This is a genomic window from Rhodanobacter sp. FW102-FHT14D06, from assembly GCF_043950705.1.
GTDB lineage: Bacteria > Pseudomonadota > Gammaproteobacteria > Xanthomonadales > Rhodanobacteraceae > Rhodanobacter.
Window position 1 is genome coordinate 1,831,013 of sequence record NZ_CP170722.1, and the last position, 17,400, is coordinate 1,848,412.

General features: G+C 68.7%; 17 protein-coding genes. 2 read left to right on the top strand and 15 right to left on the bottom strand.

The genetic code is table 11. The features are described 5' to 3' along the window. Positions 1-106: 106 nt before the first annotated feature. Genes ACFCQI_RS08290 through ACFCQI_RS08325 form a run of 8 tightly spaced genes read right to left on the bottom strand, consistent with a single transcriptional unit; the run spans position 107 to position 7,477 of the window. Positions 107-643: a lipocalin family protein gene (locus ACFCQI_RS08290; RefSeq protein WP_395120968.1), complete on the bottom strand. Its 537-nt coding sequence runs from the start codon at positions 641-643 to the stop codon at positions 107-109. Then, positions 640-1,755, bottom strand: coding sequence for an SAM-dependent methyltransferase (locus ACFCQI_RS08295; protein WP_395120969.1), 1,116 nt, complete (start codon positions 1,753-1,755; stop codon positions 640-642). Before ACFCQI_RS08295 ends, ACFCQI_RS08290 begins: the two co-directional genes overlap by 4 nt. After that, positions 1,752-2,534: a DUF1295 domain-containing protein gene (locus ACFCQI_RS08300; RefSeq protein ID WP_395120970.1), complete on the bottom strand. Its 783-nt coding sequence runs from the start codon at positions 2,532-2,534 to the stop codon at positions 1,752-1,754. The genes ACFCQI_RS08295 and ACFCQI_RS08300 overlap by 4 nt, the downstream gene beginning before the upstream one ends. Continuing rightward, positions 2,531-3,082, bottom strand: a complete 552-nt coding sequence (locus tag ACFCQI_RS08305) for a DUF2878 domain-containing protein (protein ID WP_395120971.1) — start codon at positions 3,080-3,082, stop codon at positions 2,531-2,533. Before ACFCQI_RS08305 ends, ACFCQI_RS08300 begins: the two co-directional genes overlap by 4 nt. Further along, on the bottom strand, positions 3,079-4,356 hold the full coding sequence (locus tag ACFCQI_RS08310) for a class I SAM-dependent methyltransferase (protein WP_395120972.1): 1,278 nt from the start codon (positions 4,354-4,356) through the stop codon (positions 3,079-3,081). The genes ACFCQI_RS08305 and ACFCQI_RS08310 overlap by 4 nt, the downstream gene beginning before the upstream one ends. Positions 4,357-4,379: 23 nt before the next feature. Then, complete coding sequence (locus tag ACFCQI_RS08315; RefSeq protein ID WP_395120973.1) at positions 4,380-5,180, bottom strand: DUF1365 domain-containing protein; 801 nt, start codon at positions 5,178-5,180, stop codon at positions 4,380-4,382. Then, positions 5,177-6,475 carry an NAD(P)/FAD-dependent oxidoreductase gene (locus ACFCQI_RS08320; protein WP_395120974.1) on the bottom strand — a complete coding sequence of 433 codons (1,299 nt, stop codon included), beginning with the start codon at positions 6,473-6,475 and terminating at the stop codon, positions 5,177-5,179. The genes ACFCQI_RS08315 and ACFCQI_RS08320 overlap by 4 nt, the downstream gene beginning before the upstream one ends. A gap of 3 nt (positions 6,476-6,478) precedes the next feature. Beyond that, positions 6,479-7,477 carry an acyl-CoA desaturase gene (locus tag ACFCQI_RS08325; protein WP_395120975.1) on the bottom strand — a complete coding sequence of 333 codons (999 nt, stop codon included), beginning with the start codon at positions 7,475-7,477 and terminating at the stop codon, positions 6,479-6,481. A gap of 285 nt (positions 7,478-7,762) precedes the next feature. Here ACFCQI_RS08325 and ACFCQI_RS08330 point away from each other — a divergent pair, with 285 nt between their 5' ends. Beyond that, the gene (locus ACFCQI_RS08330; protein ID WP_395120976.1) at positions 7,763-8,836 is read left to right on the top strand and encodes a diguanylate cyclase; all 1,074 of its coding nucleotides are present in this window, start codon (positions 7,763-7,765) and stop codon (positions 8,834-8,836) included. A 15-nt stretch (positions 8,837-8,851) separates the two neighbouring features. Here ACFCQI_RS08330 and ACFCQI_RS08335 read toward each other — a convergent pair whose 3' ends face one another. The 5 genes from ACFCQI_RS08335 to dtd all read right to left on the bottom strand — a co-directional run bounded on the left by ACFCQI_RS08335 (position 8,852) and on the right by dtd (position 14,256). After that, complete coding sequence (locus tag ACFCQI_RS08335) at positions 8,852-10,261, bottom strand: cryptochrome/photolyase family protein (protein ID WP_395121312.1); 1,410 nt, start codon at positions 10,259-10,261, stop codon at positions 8,852-8,854. Between the two features lie 22 nt (positions 10,262-10,283). Continuing rightward, complete coding sequence (locus tag ACFCQI_RS08340) at positions 10,284-10,946, bottom strand: ChrR family anti-sigma-E factor (RefSeq protein WP_395120977.1); 663 nt, start codon at positions 10,944-10,946, stop codon at positions 10,284-10,286. Continuing rightward, positions 10,943-11,497 carry a sigma-70 family RNA polymerase sigma factor gene (locus ACFCQI_RS08345; protein WP_395120978.1) on the bottom strand — a complete coding sequence of 185 codons (555 nt, stop codon included), beginning with the start codon at positions 11,495-11,497 and terminating at the stop codon, positions 10,943-10,945. The genes ACFCQI_RS08340 and ACFCQI_RS08345 overlap by 4 nt, the downstream gene beginning before the upstream one ends. Before the next feature lie 260 nt (positions 11,498-11,757). Beyond that, complete coding sequence (gene rpoD, locus ACFCQI_RS08350; protein ID WP_395120979.1) at positions 11,758-13,644, bottom strand: RNA polymerase sigma factor RpoD; 1,887 nt, start codon at positions 13,642-13,644, stop codon at positions 11,758-11,760. Between the two features lie 171 nt (positions 13,645-13,815). Next, a complete protein-coding gene (dtd, locus tag ACFCQI_RS08355) occupies positions 13,816-14,256 on the bottom strand; it encodes a D-aminoacyl-tRNA deacylase (RefSeq protein ID WP_395120980.1) in 441 nt (146 codons plus the stop codon). A gap of 144 nt (positions 14,257-14,400) precedes the next feature. Between dtd and ACFCQI_RS08360 the strand changes: the two genes are divergently transcribed. Further along, positions 14,401-15,300, top strand: coding sequence for a lipid A biosynthesis acyltransferase (locus tag ACFCQI_RS08360; protein ID WP_395120981.1), 900 nt, complete (start codon positions 14,401-14,403; stop codon positions 15,298-15,300). Here ACFCQI_RS08360 and ACFCQI_RS08365 read toward each other — a convergent pair. Beyond that, positions 15,291-15,635: a tetratricopeptide repeat protein gene (locus tag ACFCQI_RS08365; RefSeq protein ID WP_395120982.1), complete on the bottom strand. Its 345-nt coding sequence runs from the start codon at positions 15,633-15,635 to the stop codon at positions 15,291-15,293. The two genes, ACFCQI_RS08360 and ACFCQI_RS08365, sit on opposite strands and share 10 nt — an antisense overlap. Then, positions 15,632-17,356, bottom strand: coding sequence for an ArnT family glycosyltransferase (locus tag ACFCQI_RS08370; protein ID WP_395120983.1), 1,725 nt, complete (start codon positions 17,354-17,356; stop codon positions 15,632-15,634). The genes ACFCQI_RS08365 and ACFCQI_RS08370 overlap by 4 nt, the downstream gene beginning before the upstream one ends. Between the last annotated feature and the right edge of the window lie 44 nt (positions 17,357-17,400).

Below are 17,400 nucleotides of genomic sequence, written 5' to 3' on the forward strand. Positions count from 1 at the left end.
GGAGTTTACCGTAGGGCGCGGCGCGCCCACGAGATCGGGGACCTGCGCCGGAACGAAGAAGCCCCGCGTCGGCGGGGCTTCCTGGCAGGCGCGGCGGGTTGTCCGGTCATTGTCTGGCTTGCTGGGGCACCTTGCGCACCTTGTCCATCGGGTAGCCCAGCGCCTGCACCCGCGCCAGCAGCGCGTCGTAGTCGGCCTGCGCGATGGTCGGCGTGCGCGCCATCACCCACATGTAGTCGCGCGCATCGCGGGCCACGATGACCTGGCTGTAGTCGTCCTTCAGCCAGGCCACGATGTACTGCGCCTTCAGCGGCCAGAATACCTGCACGCCCCACACCGCGTTGCCGGTGCCGGGCTTGACGAAGCCGGTGGAGTGGATCTCCTTGCGTTCGCCGTCGAAGCTGCCGTTGCGGAAGTGGAACGAGGTGGCGACGTTGCCATCGGGCCTCAGCGTGTAGACCTCGACCGCGTTGTACGCGTTCTTCTCGAAGCGGGTGGGGATGGTGGCGATCACGTACCAGTCGCCCATGAAGCGGGGCAGGTCGACATGGGCCACCGGCGTGATCGGCGGCAGCTCCCTGGCGAAAGTGTTGACGTTGAACAGCATGAGGCAGGCCAGCAAAAAGGTCGTCAGGATTCTCATGGCGTCTCCGCGGCGATCGAGGGGCGGGTGTCGACCGCGGGGCGCACGAAGCGGTAGTGCGCGACCAGCCACTGCTGGCCGTCGGCGTAGCCGAACAGCTCGGCGCAGGACATCCAGAACATGCGCCAGCGCTGGAACCACAGCGGCGCGGCCTTGCTGCCGTAGGCTTGCGCCAGTACCTTCATCACCTCGTCGTGGTGCGCATCCTGGTTGGCCAGCCAGTGGTTGGCGGTGCGCTGGTAGTGCGTGCCGTCGACATGCCAGCGCTGCTCGATGTGCAGCGCGGACTGGAACCACAGCAAGGTGTCCGACGCCGGCATCAGCCCGCCGGTGAAGAAGTGCCGGCCCATCCAGTTGTCGTCGCCCTCGGTCTCGAACGGATACATCGCCGTGCGGTGCGCGAAGATGTGCACGAACAGCTTGCCGCCGGGTTTCAGCCAGCCGGCGATGCGGTTCAGCAGGGTCTCGTAGTTGCGCATGTGCTCGAACATCTCGATCGACACGCAGCGGTCGAACTGCGCCGGATCGAGTTGCAGCGCGTTGACGTCGCAGGTGATCACCTGCACGTTGAACAGGCCACGTCGGCGGCATTGCGCCTCGATGTGCTGGCGCTGCGGGGTGGAGTTGGATACCGCGGTGATCCGCGCGCTCGGAAAATGCTCGGCCATCCACAGGGTCAGCGAGCCCCAGCCGCAGCCGAGTTCGAGTATCGACTGGCCATCGGCGAGCTGGGCGCGTTCGCTATACAGCCTGAGCATCGCCTCCTCGGCCTGGTCCAGCGACTCGTCGCCGCGCGGGTAGTAGCAGGACGAATACTTCAGGCGCTTGCCCAGGCAGAGCTCGAAGAATGCCGGCGGCAATTCGTAGTGTTGCGCGTTGGCCGCGTCGGTGTGGATCGCCACCGGGCTGTGGCGCAGCATCTCGATGCGCTGCGCATATCGCTCGGCCTGCGCGTCCAGGCCGCCGGCCTGTTCCTCGCGCAGGCGTTGCGCACACAGTCGGCGGATGCCCTGACGCAACAGCGCGTCGGGGATGCGGCCGCGTTCGGCCATGCCCAGCAGGCCTGGCGCCGGCCGCTCGCTGGCCAGTTCGGTGGAAGCGGGGGTGGTCATCGCGGGGTCCTCCTGGGGAACCATGGAATAAGCATCGCCGTGGTGCGCTGGTAGTCGCGGTAATCCTCGCCGCGCGTGCGCAGCGCCTGTGCCTCGGTGTATGGCACGCCGCTGATCCAGCGCAGGAACACGTACATGACTACCGGCCCGGACCACGCCAGCCAGCCGATCGGCGAACCGACCGCCAGGCAGACATAGGCGAACCAGTGCAGCCATTCGAAGAAGTAGTTCGGGTGGCGCGAATGCCGCCACAGGCCATCGCGGCAGGTCTTGCCACGGTTGGCCGGGTCGTTGCGGAAGCGCGCCAGTTGCGCATCGGCGAGCGACTCGCCCAGCACGCCCAGCAGCCAGATGGCAACGGCCGCGGCCAGCCACGGCGCGGACGCCTGCGGGTTGCGCGCGACCGCCGCGAACGGCAGCGCGAACAACACGATCAGGAAGGCCTGGAACTGGAAGAAGGCGAAGAACTTCCACTGCGCGCCCCGCCAGTGCGCGCGCAGGTTGCGATAGCGACCGTCCTCCGCTTCGCCACGCACGCGCCGCCAGAGGTGCAGGGACAAGCGCAGGCCCCACGCGCCGCCGAGGCATGCCAGCATCGCGCGTGTCCACGGCGCGCCGCTGCCGGTGAACGCAAGCAGGACGGCGCTGCCGCCCACGCCCGCCGCCCACAGCACGTCGACGATGCCCGCATTGCTGCGCCTGCGCTGCCATTGCCAGCCCAGCGTCATCATCAGCGCGGCCAGCAGCCACACGATCAGAAGTTGCCACCCGGGATTCATGCGCGGGCTCCCCGCGTTGCCGGCCGCGGCTGCGTCGAGGCGCGGCCGAGGCGCGCCAGCCACGCCAGCGCCGGTGTCGCCAGCGCCCAGCCGAGCGCCAGTGTTAGCAGCGCGCGCCACGTCGGTTCGGCAAACGTCACCACCTGCCAGCCGCGCGCCGCACCCAGATAGGCCAGCGGACCGCCGACCCGCCCCAGCAGCGCCGCCAGCCACAGCCGCGTCTGCAGGTAGCGCAGGGACTGGCTGAAGGTCAGCGCGAAGGTCACCCACAGCGCGAGAATCCACGCCGGTGCCAGCGCCGGGTTCGGCCAGCCGGCCGCGTAGCGGACCAGTCCGCTGCGGCCCAGCGTGCCGTCGAGCAGCAAGCCGAACACCAGCCCGGCGGCAATCAGGCCGAGGTCCGTGCGCAGCCGGCGGGCACCGGCCAGCTGCACCGCCGCGTAGATCAGCATGCCGAGCACGCCTGGCCACGCCAGCCCGTGGCCCGCACCGATCACTGCGGCAAACCACACCGCCTGGTAACCGATCAGGCTGAGCCAGAAGCTCATGCCGGCCGGCCCGGCGAGGCTGCGCCGGGACGATAACCCGGCTTCGCCATCAACAGGTGCGCCACGCCGATCGAGCGTTCGCGGAAGCCGCCTTCGCAATACGCCATGTAGAACTCCCACAGGCGCACGAAACGTTCGTCGAAGCCCTGCGCGCGCACTTGCGGCAGGCGGGCCATGAAGCGCTCGCGCCATGCCTTGAGCGTCTGCGCGTACGAACTGCCGAAGTCCTCCAGCCGGATCAGGCCCAGGTCGCTGGCGCGGGTCTTGGCCGCGAGCAGTGCGCTGATCGAGGGGATGAAGCTGCCGGGAAACACATGGCGCTTGATGAAGTCGACCGACCTCAACGCCTGCGCATAGCGGTGGTCCTCGATGGTGATCGCCTGCACCAGCGCCAGGCCCTCCGGCTTCAGCAGGCTGCCGAGCTTGCCGAAATAGACGTCCAGATACGGGGCGCCGATAGCCTCGACCATCTCGATCGAGACCAGCTTGTCGTACTGGCCTTCGAGGTCGCGGTAATCCTCCAGCAGCAAGGTGACGTGCCCCTCCATGCCGGCTTCGGCGACGCGCTGGCTGGCCAGCGCATGCTGCTCGCGCGAGATCGTGGTGGTGGTGACATGGCAGCCGTAGTGCTGCGCCGCGTACAGCGCGAAGCCGCCCCAGCCGGTGCCGATCTCGATCACCCGGTCGGCGGGCTGGAGGTCGAGCTGGCGGCAGATCCGCTCCAGCTTCCGTGCGGAAGCGGTTTCCAGCGTGTCGGCCGGGTCGCTCCAGATCGCCGAGGAGTACATCAGGTCCGCCGAGAGGAACAGGCTGAAGAAATCGTTGCCCAGGTCATAGTGCGCGGCGATGTTGCGGCGGCTGCCGTCGCGGGTGTTCCGGCGCAGCGCGTGCCACAGCCGCATCGCCATGCCGCCGAGGCGGGCCAGTCCGCTTTCCATGCCGTCGAGCAGGTCGCGGTTGCGCACCAGCAGCTGGATCAGGCCGACCAGGTTGTCGCAGCGCCACTGGCCGTCCATGTACGACTCGCCGGCGCCGACGCTGCCATGGCGCGCCACCGCGCGGTAGAAGCCCGGGTCCAGCACCTGCAGGTGGATCTGCAGCGCGGGCTGCGCGCTGGCGGGTTCACCCAGCTCGGCCGTGCCGCAGGCATCGCTCAGCACCAGCCGGCCGTGGCGCAGGCCGCGCATTCGCTCGAGCAGTTGCCGGCGCAGGAAGCGATCGAGCCCGCCGAATGCGGCCTCGGCGCGGGTGCGGGTGCTGGCGATATCGTTCATGGCAAACCTCGGGAGCGTTCGTTTCAGTCGGCAGGCCGCGCGGGGGGCGCCGGATGGTCGTGCACCGGATTGCGCTTAAGCCACAGCCGCAGTGCATGCCAGTGGATCGCGCCGACCACCTGGGCGGTCATCAGCGGATAGCGCCAGAGCACGCGCGCCAGCGACGCGCCGGTCAGCGGCAGGCGCCGCAGGTTCAGCGTGGCGTCGAACGTGCGCCGGCCTTCGCGCATCACGTTCATGTGCACGCGCAGATCCTCGGCCGGCACGGTGAAGCGCCAGTCGTAGGTGCAGTCCATCGGCATGAAGGGCGACACGTGGAAGGTCTTGGCAAAGTTCCAGTGCAGTGCGCGGCCATGCACCTGTGCGTCCTCGACCGGCAGCACATAGGCGTGGCGCTGCTTCCACGGCGTGTTGGTGATTTCGGCCAGCACCGCCAGCAGGGTTTCGCCATCCTCGGCGAAGCAGTAGTAGAAGCTGACCGGGTTGAACACCATGCCGGCGTAACGCAGGTGGGTGAGCAGGCGGATCGGACCGCTCGGCCGCGTGCCGGTGGCTTGCTCCACCCGCTGGCGCACCGCATCGGTCAGCGACAGGGTCGCCGGTCCCAGGTAGTCGCTGCGGCGGAACTGCGCCAGGTTGCGATGCGTGGTCGACCACAGCCAGCGCTCGGCGAATATCCGCTCGACCTCGTCCAGGTCCAGGTACAGCTGGGCCATGCGATAGCTGAACGCGTGTGCGTGCGGTTCATGCCGACGGTGGCGCACCACGCCTTCGTACACGGCGCTGGCCAATCGCAGCTTCGAGCTGGCCGGTTTCGTCGTCACGCCATCAGCTCCGCCTGGTGCGGAGTGGGCGTCGCCACCGGCGCATGGTCCGGTGGCCAATGCACGCCGAGCGACGCAGCCACCTCGACCGCGCTGCGCATGCCGTCCTCGTGGAAACCCCAGCCCCAGTACGCGCCGGCAAACCAGGTGCGGCGCCAGCCCTGGATTTCGGCCTTGCGCGCCTGCGCCTGCACCGAGGCGCGGGTGTAGACCGGATGGTGGTAGCGCATGCGCGCCAGGACCTTGGCCGGGTCGATTGCCTCGCTGCGATTCAGGCTGACCACGAAGGGCTCAGGCGAGGCGATGCCCTGCAGCAGGTTCATGCAGTAGCTGACCGTGCACGGCGCGGCGGGATCGCGCGGCAGCCACGCATTCCAGGCCGCCCACGCCTTGCGCCGGCGCGGCAGCACGCTGGCGTCGGTGTGCAGCACGGTGTCGTTGGCCTGGTAGGTCATCGCGCCCAGGATCGAATGCTCGCGCTCGTTCGCGTCGCCCAGCAGGCGCAGCGCCTGGTCGCTGTGGCAGGCCAGCACCAGCTGGTCGAAATGCTCCACGCCCGCCGCGCTGCACAGCTCGACGCCGCCGGCGTGGCGCAGGATCGAATGCACCGGGCAGTGCAGCCGCTCGCGCACCGGCCAGTGCGCGCGCAACGCCGCCACGTAGGTCGACGAGCCGCCCTTCACCACGCGCCACTGCGGACGTCCGGCCAGTTGCAGCATCTGGTGGTTGGCCATGAACTGCACCAGGTAGCGCGCGGGAAACTGCAGGATCTGCGTGGGCGGCGACGACCACAGTGCCGAGGCCATCGGAATCAGATGTTCGTCGCGGAACGCGGTGCCGTAACCGTGCTGCAGCAGGTAATCGCCGAGGCTGGTCGTGTCCTCGGGCGTGAGCAACAGCGCGGGTGCCTCGCGGTAGAAGCGGGCGAGGTCGCGCACCATGCCGAGGAAGCGCGGCGACAGCAGGTTGCGGCGCTGGCAGAACAGCGTGTCCAGCGTGGTGGCGTTGTACTCCAGCCCGCTGGCCTCGCTGTGCACCGAAAAGCTCATCGTGGTCGGCTGCGAGGCCACGCCCAGCTGCGCGAACATCCGCGTCAGCAGCGGATAGTGCGCCGGGTTGTGCACGATGAAGCCGCTGTCGATGCGGTAGCTTTTTCCGGCCTGCTCCACCTCGTGCGTATGGGTGTGCCCGCCGAAATAGTCATTGGCCTCGAACAGCGTCACCTCATGCTTGCGCGACAGCAGCCACGCCGACGCCAGCCCCGCGATGCCCGACCCGACCACGGCGATGCGCATCGCTCAGCTCCCCGCCCTGGCCAGCACCCACGCCGGCACCGGTTTCAACCCGCGCACCAGGCCCAGCATCGCCATCAGCTTCAGTCCGTACCAGGTCACGTCGACTTCCCACCAGCGGAAGCCCTGGCGACTGGAGCCGGGGAAGAAGTGGTGGTTGTTGTGCCAGCCTTCGCCGAACGTCAGCAGCGCCAGCCACAGGTTGTTGCGGCTGTCGTCCTTCGTCGCGTAACGACGACGGCCGAAGCGATGCGCCAGCGAGTTGATCGTCACCGTGGCGTGGAACAACACGATGGTGGACACGAAGAAACCCCACACCAGCATCTGCCCGCCACTGGTGCCCAGCTGCGGCGCCACGTGTTGCAGCAACGCGCCCAGCCCGTACATCGCCATGGCCAGCAGCAGCGGCACCGCGATGTCGAACCGATCCAGCCAGCGCAGCTCGGGATACTTCGCCAGATCCGGCACCCGCGTGAGATCCGTGCGGAAATTGCGCGGGGTCAGGAACCAGCCGACATGGCTCCACAGGAAGCCGTGCACGCGCGGCGAATGCGGATCGGCCGGCGTGTCCGCAACCCGGTGGTGCTGCCGGTGATGCGCCGCCCACCACAGCGGTCCGCGTTGCACGCAGGACGCACCGATCAGCGCAAACACGAACTGCACTGCGCGCGAGGTCTGGAACGTGCGATGCGAGAAATAGCGGTGATAGAACCCGGTCAGCGCGAACATGCGCAGCATGTAGAGCGCGCCCGCCACGCCCAACGCGACCGGCGACACGCCGACCCGGATCACCCCGAGGCAGGCAAGGTGCATCGCGACGAACGGTGCCGCGCGCAGCCAGTCGATCCGGTCCTCGCGGCTCTCGTCGATCTCCACCACGGTGCTGGTGTCGAACCAGCGACGCAGCGTGCGGGGCGCCCAGGAGCGCTCCGCGACCGCAACGGGGCCACCGGCAGGTGCCTGGAGGGGCGAAGGCGTTGCAGGCGATGTCGATCGGGCGGCCATCAGGGAAACATCCGGTGAGCGGTTCAATGACACATACGGCGCGAATGGCGCCGCGGATGCATGCGGATGCGAAGCCGTCGTTCACGCCACCTCGCGGCGGGGTGTGCTGTTCAGTGCCGATCTCGCCTTGCCGGCGACGGGCGACGCGCAGGCAGCGAGCATCAAGATCTTCGTGGCCGTGCCGATACCGCATTGCGCAACGAGTGAAAAATCGCAAAATGGGTCACCAATCGAGTCGTTGCCGCATCCATGCAGGACACGCCTTGGGTGAGCCAAGGAGTTCGCATGTCCAGTACCGATCTCGCCTTGCCCGGGCCGCAGTCCATCGCCGACCCATCGTCGGCGCTGGAAACCGTGTCTCGCCCCCTGCTGCGCGCGGTCCAGCACATCACCGGCATGGAAACCAGTTTCGTGACCGCGATTGACTGGGAAGCGCAGCGGCAAGACGTGCTGTTCAGCCTGAACACCGGGGAGTTGCAGATCGTCGAGAAAAGCCGGACCGCCTGGCATGACTCGATGTGCCGCTCCATGTTCCTCGCCGGCCAGGCGGCCAGCATGGACGTGGGCCGCGACGTGGTGGCCACGGGCGACGCGCAGACAGCGGGCATCAAGAGCTTCGTCGCCGTGCCGATCCTTGCTGGCGACATCACGATCGGCACGGTATGCAGTGCCAGCCGCCGCCCGATCGGGTTGAGCGGGGACCAGGTCGAGGCCTTGCAATGCATTGCCGACGCCGTGCAGCAGCTGCTGCAGATCGAGCTCGAGAAGGCCCTTGCGCTGAGACGGGCAACCGCTGCCGAGCAGGAGGCGCGGGAAGCAATCGAAGAGGCCAGCCGGAACGCGGTCGAAGTCGAGCGCATGGCCCACCTGGCGCATACCGACGACCTCACCGGCCTGCCGAACCGGCGCGCGTTCGTCGCCCGCTGGGAGGACACGCTGGCGCGCTCCGGCCGTCTTCATTACGGCATCGGCGTGCTGCTGATCGACGCCGATCGCTTCAAGACGATCAACGACACGATGGGTCACCACCTAGGCAACGAGGTGCTGGCCGCCGTCGGTGCATCGCTTCGCCAGGCGGTGCGCGGCGAGGACTTGATTGCACGCCTTGGCGGTGACGAATTTGCCATGGCCATCTGCAGTGCCAGCGGCGAGGAACTGGTCAGCCGGGCGCAGTTGATCCGGCAAAGTTTTGCGGCGATTACCGCCGGGCTGGGCGTCGATTCCACGCTCAGCATCGGCATCGCCCACAGCAAGAACGGTTCGCGTCACGAGCTGCTCGCTGCCGCCGACCGGGCGCTGTACCGCAGCAAGGCCGCCGGTGGCGACCGCGCGACACTCTCGGACGGCGACGACACCTGAGCAGCCAACCCTGCCTCAGCGGGCAAGCGCGCCGTAGGCATCCAGCGCCTGCTGGCGCGATTGGCCGAGATCGACCATCGGTGGGGGGTAGCCGCTGCGTTGAAGCAGGGCGGCGTCCTTCCACGGCTCGTGGAGCAGCGCTGCGGGCGCAGCGGCCAGTTCCGGCAACCAGCGGCGCAGGTAGGCGCCATCCGGATCGAACTTGCGTGCTTGCGTCACCGGGTTGAACACGCGGAAGTAGGGCGCCGCGTCGGCGCCGCAGCCGGCCACCCACTGCCAGCCCAGCGTGTTGTTGGCGAGGTCCGCGTCGACCAGGGTGTCCCGGAACCAGCGCGCGCCGTGCTGCCAGTGCTGGCGCAGGTTCTTGGTCAGGAAACTGGCCACGACCATGCGCACGCGGTTGTGCATCCAGCCGGTGTGCCACAGCTCGCGCATGCCGGCGTCGACCAGCGGGACGCCGGTGCGGCCGCGTTGCCAGCGTTCCAGCAAGGCCTGATCCGCGGACGCCCACGGGAAATCGTCGAAGCGCGGATTGAAGTTGTCGGTGGGCGTGTGGGGAAAGTGGTACAGCAGGTGATGGGCGAATTCGCGCCAGCCCAGCTCGCGCAGATACGGCTCGATGTCGGGGCGGCGTGTGGCGTCGGCGGCACGGGCGCGAAGATCGAGTTCGAAGTGGATTTGCCGCGGCGAAATCTCGCCGAAGTGCAGGTGCGGCGACAGCCGCGAGGTGCCATGGCGCGCGGGCAGGTCGCGTGCGTGCGCGTAGTCGCCGATGGCGTCGTCGGCGAATATCTCCAGCAACTCCTGCGCGCCGGCTTCGCCCGGTTGCCAGCTGGCGGCCAGGCCATCGGCCCAGGCGATGCGCGGCAGCAGCTCGAGTGCCGCCAGCGGCAGGCTGCCGGACAAGTCGCGCCAGCCCGGCACGCGTGGCGCGGGCAGCGGTCCGGTCGCCTGCAGTTGCGCACGCAGGTTGCGCCAGTACGGCGTGAACACCTTGTACGGCTGGCCTTGCTGAGTGGCGATCTGCCATGGCTCGCACCACAACGCGGCGTTGTGGCTGTGCACCGCGACGCCGTCGGCCTGCAGGGCGCTCTTGATGCGCGTGTCACGCTCGATCGCGGCCGGCTCGTACAAGCGGTTCCAGTACACCGTGCGTGCACCGCTGCGGTCGATCAGCTCGCGCAGGGTGCCCAGCGGCTCGCCACGACGCAGGTGCAGGGCGGCGCCGGCATCGCGCAAGTCGTGGTCCAGCGCCAACAGCGAATGGTGCAGCCACCAGCGGCTGGCGGCGCCGGTGGAGCCGGCGTCGTCATCGGCATGGATGAAGACCGGCAGCACCCGTGCGTGTTGCGTACAGGCCGCGCTCCACGCCGGGTTGTCGGTGAGGCGCAGGTCGCGCCGGAACAGCACCAGCGCCGTGTCCATCGCGTCGCGCGCGGACACGGTTCTAGAAGCCGAACAGCGGCTGCAGCGTGCGCGCGAGCCAGCCGGAGAACTTCAGCGGCGCATCGGTGGCGGCCACGCAGATGCACGGCACGCCGGGCGAGGTCACCGGCTGGTGCAGGGTTTCGCCGTCCAGGTCGGCCACGTCGCCGGGGCCGAAGTGACCGAGCAGGTCGTCGTAGGCGCCGTCCAGGATCATCGTCAGCTCGCTGCCGCCGTGGCTGTGCAGAGGCAGTTTGCTGCCTGGCGCGATGCGCAGCAGCATCAGGTCGCCGCCAGCGATGCCGCCGGCGCGAATGCGCTGCACGCCCGGCGCCACGCGCTTCCAGCGCAACGCGCGCAGGGACTGGCCGAACCAAGGGTGCAGGGCGCGCGGCAGGCGATCGGGATCGCGGGCATCGACGGCCTCGGGCGGCAACGCCGCCTGCCCGGTCTCCGGCTCGGCATCGAGCCGGGCCAGGATCGCGATGCGCGCATCCTCCGCCGGGCCTTCTGCGCGTTGCTGTTGCAGCAGGGCACCGCCGATCTGGTCGGCGTCCCGCAGATGCGCGCGGCACTCCGCGCAGCGTTCCAGATGAGCCGCCGCAACCACCGCCAGTGCGGCGGGCAGGGCGCCGGCGGAATAGCCGATCAGGGTGGCGTCGTCGAGGTGACGATTCGGCTTCATCGCGCGCCCCTCATGCTGCCCTGCAGTTTGGCGAACGAGCGCCGCAGCGAGGATTTGACCGAGCCCAGCGGCATGTCCAGCTCCCGCGCGATCTCGCTGTGGCTTTTGCTTTCGAGGTAACACATGCGAACCAGCTTGGCCTGCACCGGGGGAAGTTGATCGATGGCCTGCTTCAACAGGTCCTGGTCGAAGGAGGATTCGGGCTGCGAGTCGAGCCGGCCGGATTCGAGCTGGTCGAGCTGGTCCAGGCCTTCCTGGATCGGCGACCAGTGCGGTTCCCTGCGCACGTGGTCGATGTAGAGGTTGCGCGCCACGCGATACAGCCAGGTGGCGAGGCTGGCGCGCGCCGGATCGAACATCGCGGCCTTGCGCCACAGCGTCAGCAAGGCCTCCTGCACCAGCTCGTCGGCGATCGATTCGGGCACGCCGAGGTTGCGCAGGTAGCGCTGCAGGCGTGGCGCGAAGTGATCGAAGATGCGCATGAAACTCGCGCGGTCACGCTGCGCGGACACGGCGGCCATCTGCGTCGACCAGTAACGTGCGTCAGGCATGGCGTGGTTCACGGCGGCAGGCACGGGTCGTATCGCCCGAAAGGGCGTCACCTCGGTGGCAGAGCGATCCGGACCCATCATACGCAACTTTCCGCTGGCGACCGGGGCCACATGCCCGACGATCGGACATGCTCCCTGTCACAGGCATACGGCGGGCGCGGCCATTCGGATTCAACCGCATCGAAAATCGCCGGCGAGCGGCCGGGCAAAAGAAAGCCCCGCACGTGGCGGGGCTGTTCCGGTGGTGCGTTGGCGTGCGCCTACTCGACGTCGAGGAACGAGCGCAGCTGTTCGGAGCGGCTCGGGTGGCGCAGCTTGCGCAGCGCCTTGGCCTCGATCTGGCGGATCCGCTCGCGGGTGACGTCGAACTGCTTGCCGACCTCTTCCAGGGTGTGGTCGGTGTTCATGTCGATGCCGAAGCGCATGCGCAGCACCTTGGCCTCCCGCGGGGTGAGCCCGGCGAGCACGTCGCGCACGGTTTCCATCAGGCCGGTTTCCGTCGCCGAATCGATCGGCGAGCTGGCGTTGCCGTCCTCGATGAAGTCGCCCAGGTGGGAATCCTCGTCGTCGCCGATCGGGGTTTCCATCGAGATCGGTTCCTTCGCGATCTTCAGCACCTTGCGGATCTTGTCCTCGGGCATCTCCATTTCCTTGGCCAGTTCCTCCGGCGTCGCCTCGCGGCCGAACTGCTGCAGCATCTGGCGGGAAATGCGGTTCAACTTGTTGATCGTCTCGATCATGTGCACCGGGATGCGGATGGTGCGCGCCTGGTCGGCGATCGAGCGGGTGATCGCCTGGCGGATCCACCAGGTGGCGTAGGTCGAGAACTTGTAGCCGCGGCGGTATTCGAACTTGTCCACCGCCTTCATCAGGCCGATGTTGCCTTCCTGGATCAGGTCGAGGAACTGCAGGCCGCGGTTGGTGTACTTCTTGGCGATCGAGATCACCAGGCGCAGGTTCGCCTCGACCATTTCCTTCTTGGCGCGCCGGGCCTTGGCCTCGCCCGAGGCCATGGCGCGGTTGATGTCCTTGATGTCGATCAGCGGCAGGAACAGCTTGCGCTCGATCGCGGCCAGCTTCTCCTGCTCGGCGTCGATCGCCTCGCGGTAGATCTTGATGTTCGGCGACCACTTCTGCCGCTTGCGGCTCAGCTCGGCGACCCACTCGAGGTTGCCCTCGTTGCTGGGAAACGCCTTGATGAACTCGGCCTTGGGCATCTTCACCTGCTTGACGAAGATGTCCAGCAGCACGCGCTCGTGGTGGCGGATGTCGCCCACCACCTCGCGCAGCTTGCGCACGAAGCCGTCGATCAGGGCGCTGGGCAGCTTGAGCTTGAGGAACTCCTCGGCCATCTGGTCGCGCAGCTTGACGATCTTCTTGTCGGTGATGCTGGCGGCTTTCGGCGCGGCCTTCTGGAACTTGGCGTAGTACTCGCGCAGCAGCTCCATGCGGCGCTTGACCTCCTCCGGGTCCGGACCGGTGGGGCCGGCTTCTTCCTCTTCGCTGGAATCGTCGGAATCCTCGTCGTCGCCATCGGATTCCTCGTCCAGGCCAAGCTCGGCGGCCTCGGCGGCGGCGGCTTCCTTCTCCTTGCGGGCGAGGTCGGCGGCTTCCTCCAGGTCGAGGAAGCCGGCCAGGATCTCGCTGAGGCGGCGCTTGCCGTCCAGGTGCTGGTCGTATTCCTCCAGCAGCAGCTCGATGGTCAGCGGGAAGCTGGCCAGTGCGGTCTGCACCTGGCCCAGGCCTTCCTCGATGCGCTTGGCGATGGCGATCTCGCCCTCGCGGGTGAGCAGCTCGACGGTGCCCATCTCGCGCATGTACATGCGCACCGGGTCGGTGGTGCGGCCCACTTCGGCGTCCACGGCGGAGAGCAGCGCCACGGCCTCCTCGGCGGCGGAGTCGTCATCGCCCGGGCCGCCGCCGGGGGCGGCGCTGTCGGAGATGGTGTCGGTATCCGGCGCGGCGTCATGGACTTCGATGCCGACGCCCTTGAGCACCGCCATGATGTCTTCGATCTGCTCCGGGTCGACGATGTCGTCGGGGAGGTGATCGTTGATCTCGGCGTAGGTCAGATAGCCCTGCTCCAGGCCCTTCGAGATGAGTGCCTTGATTTCCGACTGTTGCTCATGGGGAGCTTTGCTGTTCATGGATTGACCGACCGCCAAAGGGGTGCAAGAACCGGACATTATAGCGATGTGCTGCTTTTCTGACCAGTTTTCAAGTGAAAAATTCTGTCGTCTGCCGCGTCGGACGACACGCAAAATTCGAGCCAGACCGCGGTGTTGGCGCTGTCTGCGGGGTGCCGCGCGGCACCTCGGTCAGGCAGTGTCCAGCCAGAAGGTGACCGGGCCGTCGTTGACCAGCTGGACCACCATATGGGCACCGAAGCGTCCGGTTTCCACCCTCGGATGGGCAACCCGCGCCAGTCCCAGCAGGTAGTCAAACCAGTGGCGCGCATGCTCGGGCGCGGCGGCGCGGGTGAAGCTGGGGCGCATCCCCGAGCGGGTGTCGGCGGCCAGGGTGAACTGGCTGACCAGCAGCAGGCCGCCGCCGGTGTCGCGCAGCGAGCGGTTCATGCGGCCGGCATCGTCGGCGAACACGCGGTAGCCGAGCAACCGTTCCAGCATGCGCCGGGCCTGCGCCTCGCCATCCTCCGGCTGCACCGCGACCAGCGCGAGCAGGCCGGCGTCGATCGCGCCGACGGTCTCGTCCTCGACCTGCACGCTGGCGGAGGTCACGCGCTGGATGAGGGAGATCATGGGGTGGCCGGGATTGGGGAATCGGGAATGGGAAAAGCATAGCGCCCGGCGGCTGATGCCACGCAGTCGGGCGAGCCCATCCGGTGCGCGCCTGACTATTCCCATTCCCGATTCCCCATTTCCGGCCCAGCTACACTTTCGCTCATGCGTTTCGACATCTACGTGATCTATCTGCTGTTGCGCCTGTTGGCGCTGTTGCCGTTGCGGGCGCTGCATGGCATCGGGGCGGCGCTGGGGCGGCTGGTGCTGTGGCGCGGGGGGCGCACGGCCCATCACACCGCGGTGAACCTGCGGATCGCGCAGCCGTTGCCGGACGCGGTGCGCCAGCGCGAGCTGCTGCGCGAGGTGATGGGCGAGAGCGGCAAGTCGATCACCGAGATCGTCAAGGTGTGGGGCGGTGGCGCCGAACGCGCGCTGGATCTGGTGCGCGAGGTGCGCGGTGAGGCGCTGCTCGATGCCGCGCTGGCGGCGGGCAGGGGCGTGATCATTGCCGCGCCGCACCTGGGCTGCTGGGAGTTGCTGAACTACTGGCTGTGCCGCAAGACGCCGATGGCGATCCTGTACCGGCCGCCGCGCATCGCCGCCATCGAGGGCCTGCTGCGCAAGGTGCGCGGGGCGCTGGCACCCGAGCAGATCCGCGCCGACGGCGCCGGCGTGCGCGCCTTGTACAAGCGCGTGGCCGCCGGCGGCGCGGTGGGCATCCTGCCTGACCAGAAGCCGCGCGCGGGCGAGGGGCGGCTGGCGCCGTTCTTCGGCCGCGATGCGCTGACCATGGTGCTGCTGCCGCGGCTGGCCGCACGCACCGGCGCCACGGTGCTGTTCGCCTTCGCCGAACGCTTGCCCGCCGGCGCGGGCTACCGCATCCACCTGCGCGAGGCGCCGCCCGGCATCGCCGATGCCGACCCGCAGGTCGCCTGCACGGCGCTCAATCGCGGCGTGCAGGATTGCGTCGAGCAAGCGTTCGCGCAGTACCAGTGGCAGTACAAGCGCTGGTCGGCGGTGGGCCTGGTCAGTCCGTACGACGACGAGAGGCGTCAGGACTGAGCCGCGTCGCCCGGCGCGGGCGATTTCTCCAGCCGGCGCAGGAACACGGTCATCTCCTTTTCGGCCTGCTTGTCGCCGCGTGCGCCGGCGGCGGCGATGCCGCGACGCCAGGCGTCGGCCGCCGAGGCGGGCTCGCCGCTGGCGAGCCGGGCCTTGCCCAACAGTTTCCACGCGGCCGAATAAGTCGGGTCGAACTCCAGCGCGCGTTCGAGTGCTGCCACCGCACCGGCGGCGTCGCCCGCATCAAGCAGGGCGCTGCCCAGCGAGTAGCGCAGCAGCGCGCCATCGCGCGGGCCGTCGCATTGGCGGCGCAGGTTGTCGAGCAGGGCGTTCAAGGCAGGCGGTAGCGGCGTTCGTCGGCCGGATAGAGCTGGGTCGGCTGTGCCGGTTCCGGCGGCGTGTGGCCGGCGCGCAGATCGGCCAGCGAACTGGCCGTCCAGATCACCACCCACGACGAGCGGAACGGCTGCGCCAGCAAGGCGTAGCGCAGGTCGGCCGGGGTCAGGTGGTCCGGCCGGTCGACCACCAGCGCATCGGGATGCGCGCGTGCGTAATCGGCCAGCGCCTGGTCGCCGTACAGCTCGGTGATCGGCCGGGTCAGCCGGCCGGCGAAGTGGAACTCGCCGGCGTAGCTGCCCATGAAGGCCAGCGGGTGGCCGGCCTGCTCGGCGCGGCCCAGCAGTTCGGCCGACGGGCGCAGGTCCCAGCGCGGCCACAGGGTCAGCGTGAACAGCGCATTCAGCGCGAACACGCCGATCAGCCCGGCCACCGCCAGCCGGCGCAGCTCGCCGCGGCCGCGCATCAGCAGCAGGATGCCGAGCAGCAGGAAGATCACGCTGAAGTAGCGGCTGTACGGCGCGACCGTGTGCGCCCAGTCGCCCTGCACGACGGCGTGCTCCACCAGCATGGGCAGCGCGAACAGCAGCAGCGCGAAGACGATCCCCCCCACGCCCAGCGGCCAGGTGCCGAGCGCGTAATGGTTGGCCAGCGCGGCGCGGCGCTCGCGCAGCACGGCGATCGCACCGGCCATCAGCAGAGCCACGCCGGCCAGCTCCGGCAGCGGGTAATACAGCTGCTTGCCGCTGATCAGCGAGAACACCACGAATGCGGGAACCAGCCAGCACAGCGCGAAGCGCAGGCCCGATTCCAGCGGCCGGCGCAGCCCGGCCACGGCCACCCACGCGCGCGGCCAGCCGCTGAACGGGAACAGCAGCACCGGCAACCAAAGCACGTAGAACCAGAACGGTTCGGCGTGGTTCTGCAGATCCTTGCCTTCGGACAGTTTGTCGACCACGCGCCCGGCGGTCTGGGTGAAGAACAGCCGTTCGCGATAGGCGTCCCCCCCGACCAGGCCGGCCGGCAACGCCCATGCCAGCAGCATCGCGCCGCCGAGCAACAGCGACAGCACGCCGGAGCCGTACCAGCGCGCGCGATGCTCGCGCGCCCATTCGTTCCACAGCGGCCCGAGCAGCCACGGGAAGGCGACGTGCAGCAGCATCACCGGGCCCTTGGTCAGCAACCCCAGCCCCACGCAGACGCCGAACAGCAGCCAGCGCGGTTCGACCCGTCGCGGCTTCGGCGTAAGGCACAGCAGCGCGGCCAGCACCCAGACCGCCAGCAGCACGTCGTACATGATCTGCAAGGCGAACAGGAACGCGTAGCCGAACGCCAGCAGCATCCACGGCGCGGCCTTGGCCATCCACGGCCGGTGCGGGAACAGCCGCCGCGCCAGCAGCGACACCAGCACCAGCTGCGCGCCGCCGAACAGCACCTCCAGCACGCGCGGCCACACGTCGCTGACGCCGAACACGAACCAGCCGGCCTCGATCAGCCAGAACAGCAGCGGCGCCTTCTCGCTGTACGGCGCGCCGTTGATGTGCGGCACCAGCCACTGGCCATGGCTGAACATGTCCCAGGCCACCGCCAGCGTGCGGGTGGAATACAGCGGCATCGGGCCGTGCGCGAAGATCGCCAGCAGCGCCACCAGCATCCACAGCGGCAGCCACGGCCAGACCGCGCGCAGGTGTTCGGAACGGCTGAAGGAGCTGGGCGGCACGGGGTGCACTCGCGGTGGGAGAGAGAGATTCTAGCCTGCGACCG